This window comes from Streptomyces microflavus, assembly GCF_014650075.1.
Lineage (GTDB): Bacteria > Actinomycetota > Actinomycetes > Streptomycetales > Streptomycetaceae > Streptomyces > Streptomyces microflavus.
The window spans coordinates 318,831-337,615 of the sequence record NZ_BMUG01000003.1 but is presented as its reverse complement, the minus strand read 5'-3'; the positions used below and the strand labels follow the sequence as shown (position 1 = coordinate 337,615).

Genomic DNA, 18,785 nt, shown 5'->3' with positions numbered 1-18,785 from the left:
GGTCGCCCGCGCTCAGCGCAGCGTCTTGAGCATCTCCGCGTCGAACGGCGTGATGTCCCCGGTCCGCCCGTGCAGGGTCTTGGCCGCCCATTCCGGGTCGGCGATCAGCGCGCGGCCGACCGCGACCAGGTCGAACTCGTCGCGCTCCATCCGGTCCAGCAGCTGGTCGACGCCGGTGACGCCCGAGCCGTTGCCCGCGAAGGCGCTGAAGAAGTCACCGTCCAGGCCGACCGATCCGACGGTGACCGTCGGCCTGCCACTGATCTTCTTCACCCAGCCGGCGAGGTTCAGGTCGGAGTCGTCGAACTCCGGGAGCCAGTAGCGGCGGGTGGAGGCGTGGAAGACGTCGACCCCGGCCTCCGCCAACGGCGTGAGCAGGGCGTCCAGTTCGGCGGGGGTCCGTGCGAGCTTGGCCTCGTAGGCGTTCATCTTCCACTGGGACATGCGGAAGAAGAGGGGGAAGGAGTCGGAGACGGCGGCGCGGCAGGCCGCGACGATCTCGGCCGCGAACCGGGTACGGGCGACGGGGTCACCACCGTAGGCGTCGGTACGGCGGTTGCTGCCCGCCCACAGGAACTGGTCGATCAAGTAGCCGTGGGCCCCGTGCAGTTCGACGCCGTCGAAGCCGAGACGCTCGGCGGCGGCCGCCGCGTCGGCGAACGCGGCGATGACGTCGTCGAGGTCCTTCTGCGTCATGGCGCGCCCCTTGGGCTCGCCCGTCAGGGAGACGCCCGAGGGCCCCACCGGCTCCGCGTCCGCCACCGGGGGCGCGCCCTCGGTGCGGGTGACGCCCACATGCCACAGCTGCGGGACGATCGTGCCGCCCGCCCCGTGCACGGAGTCCACGACGTCGGCCCAGCCCGCGAACGCGTCCTCGCCGTGGAAGCGCGGGACCCGGTCGCTGGTACCGGCGGAGTCGTGGTCGATGTAGGTGCCCTCGGTGATGATCAGCCCCACACCACCGGCGGCCCGGCGGGTGTAGTAGTCCGCCACGTCCCGGCCGGGGACCCCGTCGGGGGAGAACTGGCGGGTCATGGGAGCCATCGCGATCCGGTTGCGCGAAGTGAGTCCGCGGACCGTGAAGGGGCGGGAGAGAGTCGCCGCCGCACGGCCGGTTTCGAGGTCGGTCACATCAATTCCTGTTCATCGGCTGAGGGGTGCACCACCCCTCGCCAACGCCTCGGTGGACCGAGAGCATTCCGGCCTCACGCCGATGTGGCCCAGGACTCCCCGAAGGCGGTAGCCGAATCGAACAGCCCCCCGGAAACGATCAAGGGCCGGTTCGGATTGCTCCGAACCCGCCCTTGATCCACGACTCTCACGAGTCGGGACGACAGGATTTGAACCTGCGACCCCTTGACCCCCAGTCAAGTGCGCTACCAAGCTGCGCCACGTCCCGGTGCCCGTCTGACCTGGGGTTTCCCCTGGCTGAACGCGCATGAGAACAATACCGCACTTGAGCGGGTGGTCACGAACCGCTTTCCCCGCTTGACCTCAACCTTGGTTGATGTTGAACGCTCGGTGTCATGACGAACACGACCGCCGCCCCGGTACGCGGCCTCCGCCACTCCCCTGACTTCCACGACCTCGGCCGCCTGATCAGCCTGATGACCGGTGCCGAGAAGCACGCCCCCGCCGCGCATTCCACGATGGACGCACTGTGGGTGCTCTACGACAGGGTGCTGCGCGTGACACCCGCCACCGCCGACGATCCCGGGCGGGACCGCTTCCTGCTCTCCAAGGGGCACGGCCCCATGGCGTACTACGCCGTCCTGGCGGCCCACGGGTTCTTCGGCGAGGACGTGCTGCGCGGCTTCGGGACGTACGGCTCACCGCTGGGCCACCACCCGGACCGGCTGCTCGTGCCGGGGGCGGAGATCGGCAGCGGCTCGCTGGGGCACGGGCTGCCGCTGGCCGTCGGGACCGTCCTCGGGCTGCGGGCCCAGGGGCTCACCGACCCCCGGGTGTGGGTGCTGGTCGGCGATGCCGAGCTGGACGAGGGCAGCAATCACGAGGCCATCGCCCATGCCGGCCCGGCCGGTCTCGAACAACTGCACACACTCGTGATCGACAACGCCTCCGCCACCCATGGCTGGCCCGGTGGCATCGCCTCCCGGTTCGAGGCCGCAGGGTGGTCGGCGGTGACGGTGGACGGCCGCGACCACGAAGCCCTGCACACGGCGTTCACCGCTCCCCACCCCGGCCGGCCGCGGGCCGTGGTCGCCCGGGTCGAGCCCAAGGGCTGACCCCGACCCCCGTAATCCCAGCTCAGGCCGGTCCGGCACCGGCGCACTCTCAGGAAGGCCCCTTCATGGACACCATGCGTGACCGCTTCATCGCCACCACCTCACAGCTCCTGGGCGAGGAGCCCCGGCTGGCCGTCGTGCTCGCCGACATCAGCGCCGATGGCTTCGCACCGGCCCGGCGGGCCCACCCGGACCGGGTGATCAACGTCGGCATCAGGGAGCAGCTGCTGATCGGGGCCGGAGCGGGGATGGCGCTGACCGGCATGCGGCCGATCGTGCACACCTTCGCGAGCTTCCTGGTGGAGCGGCCCTTCGAGCAGGTCAAGCTCGACTTCGGGCATCAGGGGGTCGGCGGGATCCTGGTCAGCGCCGGGGGCTCCTACGACTGGCCCGCCGGGGGCTTCACCCATATGGCACCGGGCGATGTGGCGCTCCTGGACACGCTCGACGGCTGGACGGTCCATGTGCCGGGCCACCCCGACGAGGCCGAGGCGCTGTTGCGGGAAGCGGTGGACGGCGACGACCGCGTGTACGTACGCCTCTCGCTCCAGGCGAACCGGGAAGCCCGGCCGGTGGGCGGTGGCACCGGGTTCTCCGTGGTCCGCGAAGGGCGGGGCGGGTCCGTCGTCGCGGTCGGCCCGATGCTCGACAACGTGCTCGCGGCCACTGAGGGGCTGGATGTGAGCGTGCTGTACGCGACGACCGTGCGGCCGTTCGACGCGGCGGGCCTGCGCCGTGCCGTCGGGGCGGGTCCGGGCGCCGACGTGGTGCTCGTGGAGCCCTACCTGGCAGGCACCTCGACGGCCCGGGCGAACGAGGCACTCGTGGAGCTGCCGCATCGGGTCCTCGGCCTCGGGGTGGGGCGCGCCGAGCTGCGGCGGTACGGGCGGATGGACGAGCACCTGGCGGCACACGGGCTCGACCCGCAGGGTCTGCGGGAGCGGATCACCGGGTTCCTGCGGGCCTGAGTCGCCGGGAGGGCCGGAAGAGCCCGGACCACCGGAAAGCCGGGACCACCGGAAGAGCCGGACGACCTGAAGGACCGGGACGGCCGGAAGGACCGGACGGCCAGAGAAGCTCGCGGAAAGCCCCGGCGACGCGCACCCCCTCAGCCCTGCCCCTCCCCCTCCCCCGGACCCTCCAGCTCCGGATGCTCCGCCTGCAGCCGGCGCGGGGCCACCTGCCGCCAGGAGTCGGCGAGGATGGCGGCGAGCTCCCCGGCGTCCTCCAGCGCGGCCAGCCGGACCCGCATCCAGGCGTAGTGGTCGTCGTGCCCCTCCTTGAGGAAGAACTTCTCCGGCTCGGCGGCGATCAGCTCCGCGCGGTCCTCCTTGGGGCACTTCACCCCCATCGCCGTTTCGTCGTCGCCCAGCGAGGCGAAGATCTTGCCCGCCACCCGGAAGGTGGGCTGCCCCCACGCGAGCTTCTCGGTGGTGTCGGGCAGGGACAGCGCGGCCGAGCGGACATCGGCGGCGGTGATGGTGGTGGTGGCCTTGCTCCGAGGACTTCTGGGGCTTCTCGGGCTTCTCGCGGTCATCCCGGCTCTCCGATCGGGTGGACCCCGGCGGCCGTTGCCGGGATTCGACCGTAACGCCCGGGACTGACATCCACCCCCGGCCGGAACCCGCGGCGCACCCGGACGGACGGGCCCCGCAGACCCATTGACCCCGTCGAAGCGGTGAACCTACCCTGAACGGCGTACTTCAGAAAGCGCTTTCTACACCCCACAGTCGGCACCTACCGCACAGGGAGCGCCCCATGAAACGCCGTTCGTCACGCCGGGCCGGCCGCGTCGGCCGATCCCCCGGCGCCCCGTCCCCCCTCATCGCCGTCACCTCGCTCCTGGCGCTGGTCCTCGCCCTGCTGGTGGCCGCGCCGCCCGTGGCGCAGGCGGCGGCCCCGTACCGGGTACTCGTCTACTCCGAGGTCACCAACTTCACCCATGACTCCATTCCGGCCGGCATCGAGGCGGTGAAGAAGCTCGGGGCCGAGCACGGCTTCGAGGTGGAGGCCACCGACGACTCCGCGGTCTTCAACGACGCCGAACTCGGCCGCTTCCAGGCCGTCGTCTTCAACAACACCAACTCCACCCCGGAGAAAGGCGACTTGCTGACCGCAGACGAGCGGGCGGCGCTCCAGCGGTTCATCCGCGCGGGCGGCGGCTGGGTGGGCGTGCACGCCGCCTCCGCCAGTGAGCGGGACTGGGACTGGTACGAGGGCCTGGTCGGCGCGATCTTCGACCAGCACCCCGAGGTGCAGACGGGCCGGGTCAAGGTCCTGGACCGCTCCCACCCCTCGACCGAACATCTGCCGGAGCTCTGGGAGCGGACGGAGGAGTGGTACAACTGGCGCACCAATCCGACCTCCAAGGTGCACACACTCGCCCAGATCAAGGTGCGCGACGGGGTGAGCGGGCTCGACGAGGGTGTGGACCACGCCTTCTCCTGGTGCCAGAACTACGACGGCGGCCGTTCCTGGTTCACCGCGGGCGGGCACGACAAGGGCGCCTTCCAGGAAGAGGCCTTCGTCCAGCACCTGCTGGGCGGCATCCAGTGGGCGGCGGGCGCGGCGGAGGGCGACTGCACCGCGACGCGCACCGGATCGTTCCAGCGCACGGCGCTCGCGACGAGTGATCTGGCCGACCCGTTCGAGCTGGCCGTCGCCCCGGACCGCCGGGTGTTCTTCGCGCAGCGGACCGGGAAGCTCAAGGTGATCGACCAGCGGACGATGAAGGTGTCGACCGCGCTGGACTTCGCGTACACACCGGAGATGACCAGCCAGTCCGACGGGCTGCTGGGACTGACGCTGGACCCCGGGTTCGCGGAGAACAACTGGCTCTATCTGCTCTACTCCGACAAGGTCGAGAAGCGGCTGAACCTGTCGCGCTTCACCGCCGACGGCAACACCGTCGACCCCGCGTCCGAGAAGCGGCTGCTGACCGTTCCGACGCTGCGCGGCGAGGGGCGGGCCAACTCGCACATGGCCGGTTCGCTCGCCTTCGACAACGACGGCAACCTGTACGCGGCGACCGGCGACAACACCGACCCGTTCGCCTCGGACGGCTTCACGCCCATCGACGAGGGCGAGGGGCGGCGCGCCTGGGACGCGCAGATGACCGCGGGCAATACGAACGACCTGCGGGGCAAGGTTCTGCGGATCACCCCGCAGGACGACGGGACGTACACCGTCCCGGACGGGAACCTGTTCGCCCCGGGCACGGCGAAGACGCGCGCGGAGATCTACGCGATGGGCATGCGCAACCCGTTCAGGATCACCACCGATCCGCGCAGCGGCGCGCTGATGGTCGCGGACTACGGCCCCGACGCACGGGCAGCGGTGGCGGACCGGGGGCCCGAGGGGACCGTCGAGTACACCCGTATCACCGAGGCGGGGAACTTCGGGTGGCCGTACTGCATCGGGAACAACACCCCTTTCAACGACTACGACTTCGCGGCGAAGAAGTCCGGACCGAAGTTCGACTGTGCGGCGCCGGTCAACGACTCGCCGAACAACACCGGCCTGCGTGAGCTGCCGCCCGCCCAGCCCGCCACGGTCTGGTACGCGTACTCCGCCTCGGCCGAGTTCCCGGAGCTGGGTACCGGGGGCGGCGGGCCGATGGGCGGTCCCGTCTACGACTACGACCCGGACAACACCTACCGCACCAAGTTCCCGCAGTACTTCGAGGGGAAGGCCTTCCAGTACGAGTTGACCCGGCGGTGGTTCAAGACCTTCTCGTTCCAGGAGGAGGACCAGACCTTCACCGATCCCCGGTTCGAGCCGGTGAAGGCGGGTGACCTCCACTCGATCAACGGCATCTTCGAGGACATGGAGTGGAACCAGCCCTTCGACGCGGACTTCGGTCCCGACGGGGCGTTGTACGTCATCGACTTCGGGCTCGGCAGCGGGACCGGGCGGGGTGGCAGCAACGAGGGGGCCGGTATCTACCGGATCGACTACGTCGGTGACGGCCGACTGCCCGACGCCAAGCTCTCCGTCGACCGGGACAGCGGCCCCGCCCCACTGACGGTGGAGTTCTCCAGCGAGGGATCGGGCCTGCCCGGTGATCAACCCGTCAGCTATGAATGGGACTTCGACGGGGACGGCACCACGGACTCGACCGAGGCCAACCCCTCGCACACCTACACCGCGAAGGGGCTCCACACGGCCCGGCTCACCGTCACCGGGCCCGACGAGCTCACGGCGCTGGCAGTGCAGGACATCACCGTGGGCAACACCCGGCCCGAGGTGACCATCCAACAGCCGCCGGACGGCGGGACGTTCAGTTTCGGCGACACGATTCCCTTCACGGTGGAGGTGACCGACGAGGAGGACGGGCAGAGCGGTCCGATCGACTGCTCACGGGTCGTGGTGCAGTCGCAGCTCGGCCATGACACCCATCTGCACCCGCTCGACAACTACACCGGCTGCACGGGCGAGATCGTCACGGATGCGGGTGACAGCCACGGGTCGGGACAGAACCTCTACTACGGGATCACCGCCCAGTACGAGGACAAGGGCGCTCCCGACGCCCCCGCGCTGACCGGCTCCACCTCACTGACCCTGCGTACCTCCTACCGCGAGGCCGAGCACTTCACCTCGACCGGCGGCGGCAACGGCGGTGCCGAGGTGGGGAGTCGGGCGGACGCATCGGGCGGGAAGCGCCTGATCGAGATCGAGGACGGCGACTGGGTCGCCTTCGATCCGGTGAACCTGAAGGGGGTCGAATCCGTGACGGTCGGCGCGTCGTCGGGCGGCCTCGGCGGGACGGTGGAGTTCCGGGCCGGCTCCCCCACCGGCGAGTTGCTCGGTTCGGTGACCGTTCCGAACACCGGCGGCTGGGAGAGGCTGATCTCGCCGACGACGGAGCTCAAGGATCCGGGTGGCACGACAGAGCTGTACGCCGTCTTCACCAACCCGGAGTGGAACACCGGCAAGGCCGACCTGCTCTCGGTCGACTGGCTGCACTTCAACGGACCGGGCGTGGAGAAGGCGGGCGGTACGAAGGTGAAGCTGAAGGCCCAACCTGCCTCCGGCACCGCCCCGTTGACCGTCGCGCTCAGCAGCACGGTCGAGCCGGCGGAGGGCCGGACGATCTCCTCGTACCACTGGGACTTCGGCGACAACGTGAAGCCGACCGGGCCCGAGGGTGCGACAGCGACGCACAGGTACGACCGCAAGGGTGTCTACACCGCGCACCTGACGGTCACCGACAACAAGGGCGACACGAGCACCGGTGCCGTGCGCATCGACGTGAAGTGAGAGGCGGAGAACGCGTGAACAGCACACGGAGAGCCTTTCTCGGTACGGCGCTGGGTGCGGCCGCCGCTGTCGGTACGGGCTTCGGCGCGGCACCGGCCTCAGCGGCCTCAGCACCCTCGGAGGCCTCGGAGGCCTCAGCGGCTGGACGGCGGGGCTGCCGGCGTATCCCGCCGTCCGGGATCGGGATGCATCTGTACACGATGCGGACGCCACTCGCGGTGGACTTCGCCGGGACGCTGGAGCAGCTCGCCGAGATCGGATACGCGACGGTCGGAGTGAGCGGAAGGCACGGCAACTCCCCCGCCGCGATACGGCAGATGCTGGACCGGGTCCGGCTGAAGGCGGTCCTGGAGCACGTCGGCTACGACATCGTGACCGGCTCCGGGCTCCCCCGGGCACTGGAGGACGTCCATACCCTCGGCGGCCGGTGGATCGTGGTGCCGAGTCTGCCCGGTTCACTCCACTCCCCCGCCGGATACCGGGAAGTGGCACGGCAGTTCAACCGGGCGGGGCTCGTCGCCCGGGAGTCCGGGCTGAAGCTGCTGTACCACAACCATGGAGGCGACCACGAGGTGGTGGACGGGGTCAGCCTGTACGACATCCTGCTCGCCGAGACCGATCCGGAGCTGGTCGGGTTCGAGCTGGATCTGTACTGGGCGGCCAAGGGTGGCTCCTCCGCCCCGGGCGAGCTGTTCGTCCGGCACCCCGGGCGGTTCCCGGCGCTCCATGTGAAGGACATGGCGCCGAACGGGGACTTCGCGGACGTCGGTTCGGGGGTGCTGGACTTCCCGGAGATGTTCGACACCGCGCGCCGGGGCGGGGTGCGGCAGTGGCTCGTGGAGCATGACGCTCCGGCCGACCCGTTCGCCTCGGCTCGGGCAAGCTACCGGTATCTGTCGCGGCTGCGCTACTGAGGGGTGGTGCGTGCGGTGGTCCGGCCCCGGGTGTGCGGTTCGCGCCCGGGGCCGGGCCGTGAGAGGAGCGGGCCGGCCACGCCCAGGAATGCGTGGCGGTCCCGGTCGTCTTCAGTGGTGCGCGGCGAGGAGTTCGCCGTACCAGCCGAGGGTGGCGTCGACGGCTTCCTCCAACGGGGTGGGGGTGAGCCCGAACTCCCGCTCGATGGCCGAGGAGTCGACGATCTGCGCCTCCGTGTGCTGGTAGAACATCTCCGCGTACTCCGCCATGAAGGTCTCGTCGAAGGGGCCGAAGGGGCGGGGTTCGGCGATCACGGTCAGCTCCAGCGGGCGGCCGATGCGCTCCTCGACGAGGGCGAGGACCTGGCGGGTGGTGCGCACGGGGGCGGTCGGCAGGTGCCAGACCCGGCCGTCGCCTTCCGGGTGTTCCCCCAGGGTGGCGAGCCCGGCGGCGACGTCCCCGATGTACGTGTAGCTGTGCGGCAGGTCGATGTCGCCGAGGGCGGGCACCGGCTGCCCGGTGAGGGCAGCGGGGAAGACGGCGCCCCCGAGCGTGGAGCCGAGGACCCCGGGGCCGACGAAGTCGGCGGAGCGCCCGAGGACCACGGAGAGCCGGCCTTCGCGGTGGGCGGCGAGGTAGCGGGCGTCGAGCTCGGCGCGCATGCGGCCCTTGCGGGTGGTCGCGTTCCACGGGGAGTCCTCGGTCATCACAGCGCCGCGCGTCTCGCCGTACGGGTAGAGCGTGTCCAGGACGACGAGCCGGGCGCCCTGCTGCTCGGCCGCACCGAGGACCGCCTCCTGGATCTTCGGCATCACCTCCACCTGGAGGTGGTAGCCCACATTGACGCAGTGGTACACGACGGCGGCTCCGGCCACGGCCGCGCGGGCTCCCTCGGGGGTGGCGACATCGGCGGCGTACCTCTCGACGCCCTCGATCGCCGGTCCGCTGCCCGACCGGTCGACGAGCCGGACCGGGTGGCCGCGGCGGATCAGCTCCGTGGCCAGCGTCGTACCGGCGGGCCCGGAGCCGAGGACGGTGTGCAGAGCGGGTGCGGTGGTCATGGTGTACCCCTTCGGAATGGGTCGTCACTTCTGTTAGAGACCATAACTTGCGCGACGACTCATCGCAATAGCGCTTGTTAGACTCTGTAACAGAAGTGAGTACGGTCGGCGAGAGGGGACCGTGATGGAACGGGCCCAGCAGGGACCGCGCGCCCGGTACCGGGAGCAGACCCGCGCGGAGATCAAGGACCTGGCACTGCGGCAGCTCGCGGAAGGCGGCGGCACCGCCCTCGCACTGACCCGGATCGCCAAGGAGATGGGCCTCTCCGGCCCGGCTCTCTACCGCTACTTCACCGGCCGGGACGATCTGCTCAACGCCCTGATCAGGGACGCGTACGACGATGCCGCGGCCGCGATGGCACGGGCGGCGGCCCGCTCGGCGAAAGGCTCTCGGGGCGTCCGCGCACGGCTGCACGACCTGGCCGAGGCGTACCGCGCCTGGGCCATCGCAGAACCCCACCGCTACCTGCTGCTCCAGGGCGCCCCGGTACCCGGCTATGTGGCCCCGCCGGACACGCTGGAACGGGCCCGTGCGGTGCTGGGCCCGTTCCTGCCGCTCTTCGCCACCGGGAACCCCGGCCCTGCGGTGGCCGCCACGGTGGACGAGATGACGGCCTGGCTCACGGCGGAGGAATCGGTGAGGGCGTGGGTGGCCCAGTACGCCCCGGAAGCCGCAGAGGCCACGGAGCCCGCAGAGACGGGGGAGGCCACGGAGGCGGGCGGCGCGGCGACCGCCGCAGCCGCGCACGCCCTGGCGGGCGCGGTGCTGGCCTGGGCGCAGCTGCACGGCTCGGTGAGTCTGGAGGTGGCCGGTCAGTTCGCCGGGATGGCGCACCGGGGCGGCACGCTGCTGGGCGCCCAGATGGAGCTGCTGGCGGACGCGTTCGGGCTGGAGTGAGGGAGGAAGTCAAGGACTCGGTGAGTGACGGCGTGAAGGCCGGAGTGACGGACGAAGTGAGGCCGCCCCCGTACGGCGGCCTCTCCCCCGCCGCCCCCTCACTCCTGCGCCGACACCGCCCCCAGCAGGTCGCGGATGCGCGCCGTGGCCGCGCGGAACTCCGGGCGCCCCAGCGTCTCGGCGTAGTCGCGCTCGGCGGGCAGCCCCACCTCGATGATCTCCGTGATGGTGCCGGGCCGCGGGCTCATCACGACCACCCGGTCGGCCAGATAGACGGCCTCCGAGATCGAGTGGGTGACCAGCAGGACCGTCGTACCGGTGGACCGCCAGATCCGGTTCAGCTCGGTGTTCATCTGCTCGCGGGTCAGGGCGTCGAGCGCCCCGAACGGCTCGTCCATGAGCAGGACCGGCGGCTCGTGCAGCAACGCCCGGCAGAGCGCGACCCGTTGCTGCATCCCGCCGGAGAGCTCGTGCGGGTAGGCGTCCTCGAAGCCGGTCAGGCCGGTCATCCGGATCAGCTCGTCGGCGCGGCCGCGCGCCCGGGCGGACGGCATCCGGCGGATCTCGGCCTGGAGCAGGATGTTGCGCAGCGCCGAGCGCCACTCCAGCAGGGCCGCGCGCTGGAAGACGTAACCGATGTCGTGGCGCGGGCCGGTGACCCGCTCGCCGCCGAGCCGGACCTCGCCCGAGGAGGCCGTGAGCAGCCCGGCGACGAGTTTGAGGAGGGTGGACTTGCCGCAGCCCGACGGTCCCACGATGGCGACGAACTCCCCCGGCGCCACGTCCAGCGAGACCTCGCTCAAGGCCGTGACGTCACGCTTCTTGCTGCGGAACCGGACGGCCACATCGGCGAGTTGGACTGCGGCCGCCCCAACGCCTCTGGACGGTACGGGTGCTGTCGTCGTCTGCTCCTTGGGCATCGCCGTCATCCCTTCAGCGCCGTCTTCGTGTCCCAGTAGTCGGCCACGGCCTTCGGCGAGGCCACCATGCCCGCCTCGGCGAACACGTCGATGGTCTGCTGCCAGTCTGCCTCGGTGTTGACACCGGGCGCCTTGCCCTCGGTCGCCTCCGTGTGCAGCAGGGTGAGCGTCGTGGCGAACTGCTCCGACAGGACTGTCTTCGGCGGCAGTTGCTCGGAAGCGCCCTCCATCGCAGCGACCGCAGGACCCGGCTCCTTCGCCGCCGCCGCCCACGCCTCACTGACCGCCTGCACCATGCGCCGGGCCAACTCCGGCTTCGCGGCAAGGATCTTCTGCCCGGCGAGCAGCCCGTTGGAGTAGAAGTTCAGCCCGTGCTCGGAGAACCGGAGGTACGAGACCGGCTTCTTGGCCTTGTCCTGCATGGTGGGTCCCTGGTCGCTGGCGTAACCGAGCAGCCCGTCGGTCTTCCCCGAGATCACGGCGGCGATCTTGCCCGCCGGGTCGGTGTTCTGGACCTTGACGTCCGACTCACCGATGCCGTTCTTCTTCAGGAAGATCGGGAAGGTCTTGGAGAGTGCGTCCCCGGCGGTCCCGGCGATCGTGCGGCCCTTCAGGTCGGCGGGGGCGGCGATGCCCTTCGCGTCGAAGGACTGCACGGAGGCGGGCGTGGTCTGGAGGAAGACGCCGAGGCTCTTCACCTTGACGCCCTGGTCCACGCCCGCGAGCAGCGCCGGGGTGTCCGCCCAGCCGAAATCCGTCTGCCCGGCGGCGGTTGCCTGGACGGTCTTCTGCGAGCCCTGGCCCGCCCGGACGTCCAGGTCGATGCCGTGCTTCTCGAAGATCTTCTGCTGCTTTCCGTAGTAGAACGGAGCGTGTTCGCCGTACGGATACCAGTTGAGCGTCAGCGTGACCCGGTCCAGCTTCTTGCCGGAGTCGCTGGTGGTGGTCGACGCGTCGTTGCCGCCGCAGGCGGTCACCACCAGGACGAGGGGTACGGCACCGATCAGGAGTCTGCGCGCGTGCATGGGCTGGCCCTTCTCGCAACGGGTCGGTACGTGGGGCGACTTGAGCGGTCAGTACGTGGTGGTGGCCGACGTCTCCCGGCGGCTCGCGTGCCACGGGAGGAGCAGCTTCTCGGCGATCTCGACGACGACGAAGAGGACGACGCCGATCAGTGACATCACCAGCAGTCCCGCGAAGAGCATCGGGGTGTCGAGGTTGCCGTTGGCCTGGAGGATCACATAGCCGAGGCCCTCGTTCGCCCCGACGAACTCGCCCACGACGGCACCGGTCACCGCGAGGGTGACGGCGACCTTGAGGCCCGAGAACAGGTGCGGGAGCGAGGCCGGGAAGCGGATCTTCAGAAAGGTCTGCCAGGGCTTGGCCCCCATGGTGGCGGAGAGCTGGAGCATCTCCGGGTCGACGGCCTTGAGGCCGGTGACCATCGAGATCACGACCGGGAAGAAGGCGATGAGGACGGCGATCAGGATCTTGGGGGCGATACCGAACCCGAGCCACACCACGAAGAGCGGGGCGATGGCGATCTTCGGCACGACCTGGGCGAAGAGGAGGACGGGGTAGAGCGTGCGCTCGACGGTGGAGGAGTACACCATCACCACCGCGGCGAGCACCCCGACGGCGACCGCGATGACGAACCCGAGGAGCGTCTCGTACGTCGTCACCCAGCTGTGCTGCCAGAGGTAACCCGCCTTGCCCGTAAGGACGTCGAGGGTCGCTCCGGGTGACGGTACGAGATAGGGCTCGACCAGCTCGGCCGCCGCGATCGCCCACCAGAGGGCGAAGCAGCCGAGCAGCAGCGCCACGGGCCGCCAGCTCTGTTCCGCGGCCCGGGCCAGCCGCTCCCCCGCCGTGGGTCCCGCCCGGCGGGCGACCCCCGCCGGCTCTGCGGGCCTCTTGGCCAACGCGCTCTCACTCACGGTGAACTCCCTGGAACCCGGGGGCAGTTGTGACGAGCTGTGCGATTCTGTGGTCCTGGCGGATCCTGGCAGTGGTGCGCTGAAGGCGCTTTCAGAAAGCGCTTTCTGGTAAGGTGCCGCCACGCTAATGACTGTTCGCGCACACGGTCAATAGGTCGTCCCGAAGTTTCGGGACCCTGCCACCACCGCACCCCTGGGGGTCGAGTTGAGTGAACGGGAAACACCTCTCCGCTCCGGTACCCGCCGCCGCGTCCCGGCACCCCATGTGACGCTCGACGCGGTGGCGCGCGAGGCGGGCGTATCGCCGGCCACCGCGTCCCGGGCGCTGAACGGCACCACGCGGGTACGCGACGATCTGCGCACGCGGGTACGTGCCGCGGCCGACCTCCTCGGCTATATCCCCAACGCCCACGCGCAGGCCCTCGCCAGTGCCGAGGGCAACCGTACGGTGGGGCTGATCTGCCACGACGTCAGCGACCCCTACTTCGCGGGCATCGCCAGCGGGGTGATGCGGGCGGCGGCGGAGCAGGACCTGCTGGTGATGCTCGCCTCCACCTTCCGTGAGCCGTCCCGGGAGATCGCGTACGTCTCGATGCTGCGGGCCCAGCGCGCGCGGGCCATCCTGCTGATCGGCTCCGGGTTCCAGGACCGGGCCTGGGAGCGGGCGATGGACGCCGAGCTCAATCCGTATGTGCGCGCGGGCGGGCGGGTGGCCGTGGTCAGCCGGCACCGGTCACTGCGGGTGGACACCGTGCAGCCGGAGAACCGGGCCGGAGCCGCGGAGCTCGCGCGGGCGCTGGTGGCGCTCGGGCACCGGGAGTTCGCCGTACTGACCGGGCCGCCCGAACTGACCACGGTGGCCGACCGGTTGGCGGGGTTCCGCGAGGGTCTCGCCGGGGCGGGCATCGGTCTCGGCCGGGTGGTGCGGGGGGCGTTCACCCGGGAGGGCGGGCATCTGGCGGCGCGGCGGTTGCTGGCGGCCGAAGGCCCCCGGCCGACCTGCGTCTTCGCCGTGACCGATGTGATGGCGGTCGGCGCTCTGGCCGCGCTGCGCGAGGCGGGGGTGCGGGTCCCGGAGGACATGTCGCTGGCGGGGTTCGACGACATCCCCCTCGTACGGGAGTTGTCGCCGCCGCTGTCCACGGTGGCGCTGCCGCTCACCGAGATGGGCGAGCGCGTGATCGCCCTGGCCCTGCGCGCACCGTCGGCGGCGGCCCGGTCCCGGGTGGTGCGGATCGACGGGGAGGTGGTGCTGCGGGGCAGCACGGCGGCGCCGCCCGGGAGTTGAGGAGCCCTCGGCCGGGCGAGCCGGTCAGGGACGGTGGTAGCCCTCCCGGTGGTCGATCTGCAGAACGAGTTCCTGGGCGAGGGACTTGATGGTGTCGAGGCCGGCTCGACCCCAGGGGCGTGGCACGGTGTCGACGGCGCAGACGGTCCCCAGGGCGATGCCCGTACGGTCGATGAGCGGCGCGCCGAGGTAGGAGCGGACGCCTATTTCGTCGACCACCGGATTGCCGGCGAACCGCGGGTAGTCGCAGACGTCGTCCAGGACGAGCGCCTTGCGCCGCACGACGACGTGCGGGCAGTAGCCGTGGTCGCGGGCCATGTAGCGCGCGCTGCGGTTGCTGCCCGCCGCGGCCGCCCCGAGTTCCTGGCCGCCGCGGTTGCCCGCCGGGGTGTGCAGTCCGGCGAAGAACTGCCGGTTCTCGTCGATGAAGTTGACCATCGAGAAGGGTGACGAGGTCACTTCGGCGACCTTGTCGGCGAAGGCGTCGAAGTCGTCGAACGAGGCGTCGGGGCGTTCACCGAGATCCAGCCTCCGCAGCCGCTCCGACCGGACCGGGCCGTCCCGGTCGGCGGGGGTCAGCAGCATCCGGCCGGTGGCGAAGGACGTCACTGGTGGGCTCCGAAGGCCTGGAGCGGAGCGGGTGCCGAGGTGGCGTTGATGAGGTGCTGTACGAGGGTGACCAGCGCCCCCGTACTGGAGCTGGCGATCCGGGCGTCGCACAGGACGACGGGTACCTCGGGTCCGAGGTCGAGTGCGGAGCGCACCTCGTCGGGTTCGTAGCGGTAGGCGCCGTCGAACTCGTTGACCGCGACGATGAAGCCGATGCCGCGCCGTTCGAAGAAGTCCACGGCGGCGAAGCACTCCGCCAGCCGCCGGGTGTCGGCGAGCACCACGGCGCCGAGCGCGCCCTGGGAGAGCTCGTCCCACATGAACCAGAACCGCTCCTGGCCCGGCGTCCCGAACAGATAGAGGACGTGCTGCTCGGAGAGGGTGATGCGGCCGAAGTCCATGGCGACGGTGGTGGCCGTCTTGGACTCGACGCCCTCCAGGTTGTCGGTGCCCACGCTGACCTGGGTCAGCAGTTCCTCGGTGCTCAGCGGAGCGATTTCGCTGACCGCGCCGACGAAGGTCGTCTTGCCGACACCGAAGCCGCCCGCGACCAGGACCTTGAGGGCCACGGGGAAGAACTCGGTGGTTCCGGTGCGGTCAGAGCTGTCGTCGTAAACCATCGAGCACTGCCTCCAGCAGGGATCGGTCGGTGGGTGTGTCATGGAATGCGGGGGCGTGCGCGGTGACCGCACCGCAGTCGACCAGGTCGGAGAGGAGGACCTTGGTGACGACCGCGGGCAGCCGGAGGTGTGCGGCGATCTCGGCGACGGACATGGGCCCCTCGCACAGTCCGAGGGCCACGGTGTGTTCGGGGCCGAGGTGGATGTCGGGCTGGATGCCCGTGGCCATGACCAGGGAGAGCAGATCGAATCCGGTGGACGGCCGGGTGCGGCCGTTGCTGACGGTGTACGGGCGGATCAGCCGGCCGGCCGCGTCGTCGAGCAGGGGCCCGTCCTGCGGGGCCGGCATCCTCACAGCCCCGAGGTGAAGGGCGCCCCGGCCGGCTGCCGCAGCGGGGTCATCAGATACGGGCGGACGCTCTTGACCAGCATCGCCATCTCGTAGCCGAGCACCGCGGCGTCCGCCTCGCGTCCGGCCAGGACGGCTAGACAGGTGCCGGACCCGGCGGTGGAGACGAACAGGAGCGTGGAGTCGAGTTCGACGACCACCTGCCGGACATCGCCGTTGTCGCCGAAGCGGGCGCCGGCGCTGCGGCCGAGGGAGTACAGCCCGGCGGCCAGGGCGGCCATGTGGTCGGCACTGTCGGGGTCCATGCCGTGGACGGATTTCACCAGCCCGTCGGCCGAGAGCAGCACCGCGCTGCGCGTGTAGGGCACGCGTTGGACCAGTCCGCTCAGCAGCCAGTCCAGGTCCGAGACCTGACCGGCCTGCATGTCGCTCGCCATCGTGTCTACTCCTTGAAAGTCGTGTCTTTACGGGGTTCCGGCACGGCGTGGCCCGGCAGGAAGGGGTCGTGCCCGGTCTGCGGGCGGCCGATGGGTGCGGGCGCTCCGGCCGTTTGTCCGGCTCCGCGTACGGGGAGGGGGGCGAGGGTCTCCAGGGGGGCGTCGAGGGCGGTCGGCGCGGGGGTGGCATCGCCGTATCCGGTCCCCTCCTCCTGGGCGGTCTGGGCCTCGGCGAGGTCGACGCCCCGCCGGAAGGCGGCCATGAGACCCGGGTCGTGCAGGGCGTGCTCGTCCTCGACCCGGGGGGCGGGCGCTTCGCGCAGTTGCGGTACGAGGTGTTCCTGGTTGGCCCGCTTGGGCAGTTCGGGGCGGGCCGCGGGCGGGGCGGGGCGGTCGACCCGCTCGGGTACGAAGGCGGCCGGTGCGACCTGCTCGGGTACGAAGGCGGCCGGTGCGGGCCGGTCGGGGGCGGACGCGGCCGGTCCGGGGCGGTCGGCCCGTTCGGCGCGCAGCGGGAGGGGCGGGGCCTCGTCGCGGGGCTGCGGCGGACGGCTCTCCGGCGCGGCGTGTGCGTGCGAACCCGGTGCCTGGGCATCGCGCGGGTGGCCGGCGGGCGCCTGGGCGGGCGACCCGGGGACGGCCGGCGGCCGGACCGCCTGGACCTGTGGCGGTGCGGGCGGGGCCGGTGGTCCGTCGTCGGCGGGTGGCCGGTGTACGGCTCCGGGCGGCGGTACGGGGGCGGTGCCGGGCGGGGCCGCGGTATCGGGGTCGGTCCCGAGGAGGGTCTGCGGCAGGACGAGGACCGCCTGGGTGCCGCCGTAGATGTTGCTCTGCAGGCGGACCGCGATGCCGTGGCGGCGGGCCAGGGCCGAGACGACGAACAGGCCGATCCGGCCGTCCTGGAGCAGGTGGGCGACGTTGACCTGGTCGGGGTCGGAGAGCAGGGCGTTCATCCGGTTCTGCTCGTGGTCCGGCATCCCGAGGCCGCGGTCCTCCACCTCCAGCGCGAGTCCGGCGGTGACGCGCTGGACGCGCAGCAGCACCTGGGTGTGCGGGGCGGAGAACACCGTGGCGTTCTCGACCAGTTCGGCCAGCAGGTGGATCACGTCGGCGACGGCATGGCCGCGCAGGGTGCCGTCCATCGGCGGGACCAGCTTGACCCGGGGGTACTGCTCGACCTCCGCGATGGCCGAGCGCAGCACCTCGGTCATGGTGACCGGGTTGCTCCACTGGCGCCGGGAGACGGCCCCGCCGAGGACGGCGAGGTTCTCCGCGTGGCGGCGGATGCGGGTGGCCAGGTGGTCGACGTGGAAGAGGCCCTTGAGCAGGTCGGGGTCCTCGACCTCGTGCTCCAGCTCGTCGAGGATCTGGATCTCGCGGTGGACCAGGGACTGCAGCCGCCGGGCGAGGTTGACGAAGACCTCGACCTTCTGTTCGTTGCCCGTGGAGCTGAAGAGCTGGGACGCCTGGACGACGGCGGTGACCGCGGCGTCCTGGGCGCGCCCCAGCTCCTGGGCGAGGAGGTCGAAGGCGTCGCCGTCGGGGGCGGGGGGCGGCGGGGGGCGCCGAGGGCCGACGGGTTCCCCGGTGCGGAGCTGCTCCACCACCCGCTGGAGTTCGGCCTGGCCCTGGGCGCTGGCGCGGCGGAGCGTCAGCGCGCGGTCGAGCACGGCGCCGGCCACGCGGTGGGCGCCGAGGTAGGCGGCCGCGACGGCGGCGACGGCCAGGGCGGCCGATCCGCCGAGTGCGGCCCAGAGGCTCGGGGAGGGGTCGACGGCGCCGTCGCGGATGGTGAAGATGACGGCTGCCGCGCCGCTGAGCAGGGCGGCGATGGTGGGAAGCAGTGCGGTGCGCAGCAACTGGGGGCGTATACGGCCCTCGGGGGAGGGCTGGGCTGCGCGCGGCCTGCTCGTGGCCGAGTGGGCGCGCGTGCCGGGGCGGCCGTGCCGCCCGCCCTCGCGGCGGTCGGGTCGCGCGGCGGGTGCGCGAAGTTGAGACATCAGCGTCCTCGGTACAGGGGGCACCAGGAATCGGCGTTCCTGTCGGCATTCATGCGGTGGCACCTACGGTGGTCGGTCGGGGTCCGGGTCATCGGTCGGGCCGACCCGACATCCAGGAGCCCCCCGTTGATCACCGAGCACACACGGTAGTCGCCATCGACCTGTGCGCGACGGGCAGTTGTCGAACTTGCCCGCCATCCGTCCCGCTCTGGTATGACCTCTCGCACGGGCGCCCGATTACGCCGC

Annotated in this window: 17 protein-coding genes and 1 tRNA gene; 6 read left to right on the top strand and 12 right to left on the bottom strand. The window is 71.3% G+C overall.

What is annotated here, in order from left to right; translation table 11 throughout:
• Window positions 1–12 precede the first annotated feature (12 nt).
• Both IE264_RS10505 and IE264_RS10500 read right to left on the bottom strand, forming a co-directional pair.
• Window positions 13–1,131 carry an NADH:flavin oxidoreductase gene (locus IE264_RS10505; protein ID WP_078657447.1) on the bottom strand — a complete coding sequence of 373 codons (1,119 nt, stop codon included), beginning with the start codon at window positions 1,129–1,131 and terminating at the stop codon, window positions 13–15.
• 194 nt (window positions 1,132–1,325) lie between these two features.
• A tRNA-Pro gene (locus IE264_RS10500) sits at window positions 1,326–1,399 on the bottom strand.
• Between the two features lie 127 nt (window positions 1,400–1,526).
• On the opposite strand from IE264_RS10500, the gene IE264_RS10495 reads away from it, so the two are divergent.
• Together IE264_RS10495 and IE264_RS10490 are read left to right on the top strand one after the other, a co-directional pair.
• Complete coding sequence (locus tag IE264_RS10495; RefSeq protein ID WP_032756869.1) at window positions 1,527–2,246, top strand: thiamine pyrophosphate-binding protein; 720 nt, start codon at window positions 1,527–1,529, stop codon at window positions 2,244–2,246.
• Window positions 2,247–2,311: 65 nt separating this feature from the next.
• A complete protein-coding gene (locus IE264_RS10490; protein ID WP_032756870.1) occupies window positions 2,312–3,214 on the top strand; it encodes a transketolase family protein in 903 nt (300 codons plus the stop codon).
• A 140-nt stretch (window positions 3,215–3,354) separates the two neighbouring features.
• Here IE264_RS10490 and IE264_RS10485 read toward each other — a convergent pair whose 3' ends face one another.
• Window positions 3,355–3,783, bottom strand: coding sequence for an MmcQ/YjbR family DNA-binding protein (locus tag IE264_RS10485; RefSeq protein ID WP_051821810.1), 429 nt, complete (start codon window positions 3,781–3,783; stop codon window positions 3,355–3,357).
• 221 nt (window positions 3,784–4,004) lie between these two features.
• Here IE264_RS10485 and IE264_RS10480 point away from each other — a divergent pair, with 221 nt between their 5' ends.
• A complete protein-coding gene (locus IE264_RS10480; protein WP_032756871.1) occupies window positions 4,005–7,505 on the top strand; it encodes a ThuA domain-containing protein in 3,501 nt (1,166 codons plus the stop codon).
• Between the two features lie 185 nt (window positions 7,506–7,690).
• A complete protein-coding gene (locus tag IE264_RS10475) occupies window positions 7,691–8,419 on the top strand; it encodes a sugar phosphate isomerase/epimerase family protein (protein ID WP_099129742.1) in 729 nt (242 codons plus the stop codon).
• Between the two features lie 111 nt (window positions 8,420–8,530).
• Here the strand turns inward: IE264_RS10475 and IE264_RS10470 are convergent, their stop codons facing one another.
• On the bottom strand, window positions 8,531–9,481 hold the full coding sequence (locus tag IE264_RS10470; RefSeq protein WP_032756872.1) for an NAD-dependent epimerase/dehydratase family protein: 951 nt from the start codon (window positions 9,479–9,481) through the stop codon (window positions 8,531–8,533).
• Between the two features lie 124 nt (window positions 9,482–9,605).
• Here IE264_RS10470 and IE264_RS10465 point away from each other — a divergent pair, with 124 nt between their 5' ends.
• Window positions 9,606–10,379 carry a TetR/AcrR family transcriptional regulator gene (locus tag IE264_RS10465; RefSeq protein WP_015612738.1) on the top strand — a complete coding sequence of 258 codons (774 nt, stop codon included), beginning with the start codon at window positions 9,606–9,608 and terminating at the stop codon, window positions 10,377–10,379.
• A gap of 98 nt (window positions 10,380–10,477) precedes the next feature.
• Here IE264_RS10465 and IE264_RS10460 read toward each other — a convergent pair whose 3' ends face one another.
• From IE264_RS10460 to IE264_RS10450, 3 genes are read right to left on the bottom strand one after another with little or no spacing between them, the layout of a single operon-like run.
• Window positions 10,478–11,299, bottom strand: coding sequence for an ABC transporter ATP-binding protein (locus IE264_RS10460; RefSeq protein ID WP_032756873.1), 822 nt, complete (start codon window positions 11,297–11,299; stop codon window positions 10,478–10,480).
• Window positions 11,300–11,304: 5 nt separating this feature from the next.
• Complete coding sequence (locus tag IE264_RS10455; RefSeq protein WP_032756874.1) at window positions 11,305–12,324, bottom strand: ABC transporter substrate-binding protein; 1,020 nt, start codon at window positions 12,322–12,324, stop codon at window positions 11,305–11,307.
• 48 nt (window positions 12,325–12,372) lie between these two features.
• Complete coding sequence (locus IE264_RS10450) at window positions 12,373–13,236, bottom strand: ABC transporter permease (RefSeq protein ID WP_015612735.1); 864 nt, start codon at window positions 13,234–13,236, stop codon at window positions 12,373–12,375.
• A 265-nt stretch (window positions 13,237–13,501) separates the two neighbouring features.
• Here IE264_RS10450 and IE264_RS10445 point away from each other — a divergent pair, with 265 nt between their 5' ends.
• Entirely contained in the window at window positions 13,502–14,524 is a 1,023-nt protein-coding gene (locus tag IE264_RS10445) for a LacI family DNA-binding transcriptional regulator (RefSeq protein WP_032756875.1), read from the top strand.
• A 24-nt stretch (window positions 14,525–14,548) separates the two neighbouring features.
• On the opposite strand, the gene IE264_RS10440 is transcribed toward IE264_RS10445, so the two are convergent.
• The 5 genes from IE264_RS10440 to IE264_RS10420 are packed head-to-tail and all read right to left on the bottom strand — an operon-like array spanning window position 14,549 to window position 18,539.
• Window positions 14,549–15,133 carry a GAF domain-containing protein gene (locus tag IE264_RS10440; RefSeq protein ID WP_032756876.1) on the bottom strand — a complete coding sequence of 195 codons (585 nt, stop codon included), beginning with the start codon at window positions 15,131–15,133 and terminating at the stop codon, window positions 14,549–14,551.
• Window positions 15,130–15,753 carry a GTP-binding protein gene (locus tag IE264_RS10435; RefSeq protein WP_015612732.1) on the bottom strand — a complete coding sequence of 208 codons (624 nt, stop codon included), beginning with the start codon at window positions 15,751–15,753 and terminating at the stop codon, window positions 15,130–15,132. The genes IE264_RS10440 and IE264_RS10435 overlap by 4 nt, the downstream gene beginning before the upstream one ends.
• Window positions 15,731–16,102, bottom strand: a complete 372-nt coding sequence (locus IE264_RS10430; RefSeq protein WP_015612731.1) for a DUF742 domain-containing protein — start codon at window positions 16,100–16,102, stop codon at window positions 15,731–15,733. Before IE264_RS10430 ends, IE264_RS10435 begins: the two co-directional genes overlap by 23 nt.
• A 2-nt stretch (window positions 16,103–16,104) precedes the next feature.
• Entirely contained in the window at window positions 16,105–16,539 is a 435-nt protein-coding gene (locus IE264_RS10425; RefSeq protein WP_015612730.1) for a roadblock/LC7 domain-containing protein, read from the bottom strand.
• Between the two features lie 5 nt (window positions 16,540–16,544).
• Window positions 16,545–18,539, bottom strand: a complete 1,995-nt coding sequence (locus IE264_RS10420; RefSeq protein WP_032756878.1) for a sensor histidine kinase — start codon at window positions 18,537–18,539, stop codon at window positions 16,545–16,547.
• Window positions 18,540–18,785 lie beyond the last annotated feature (246 nt).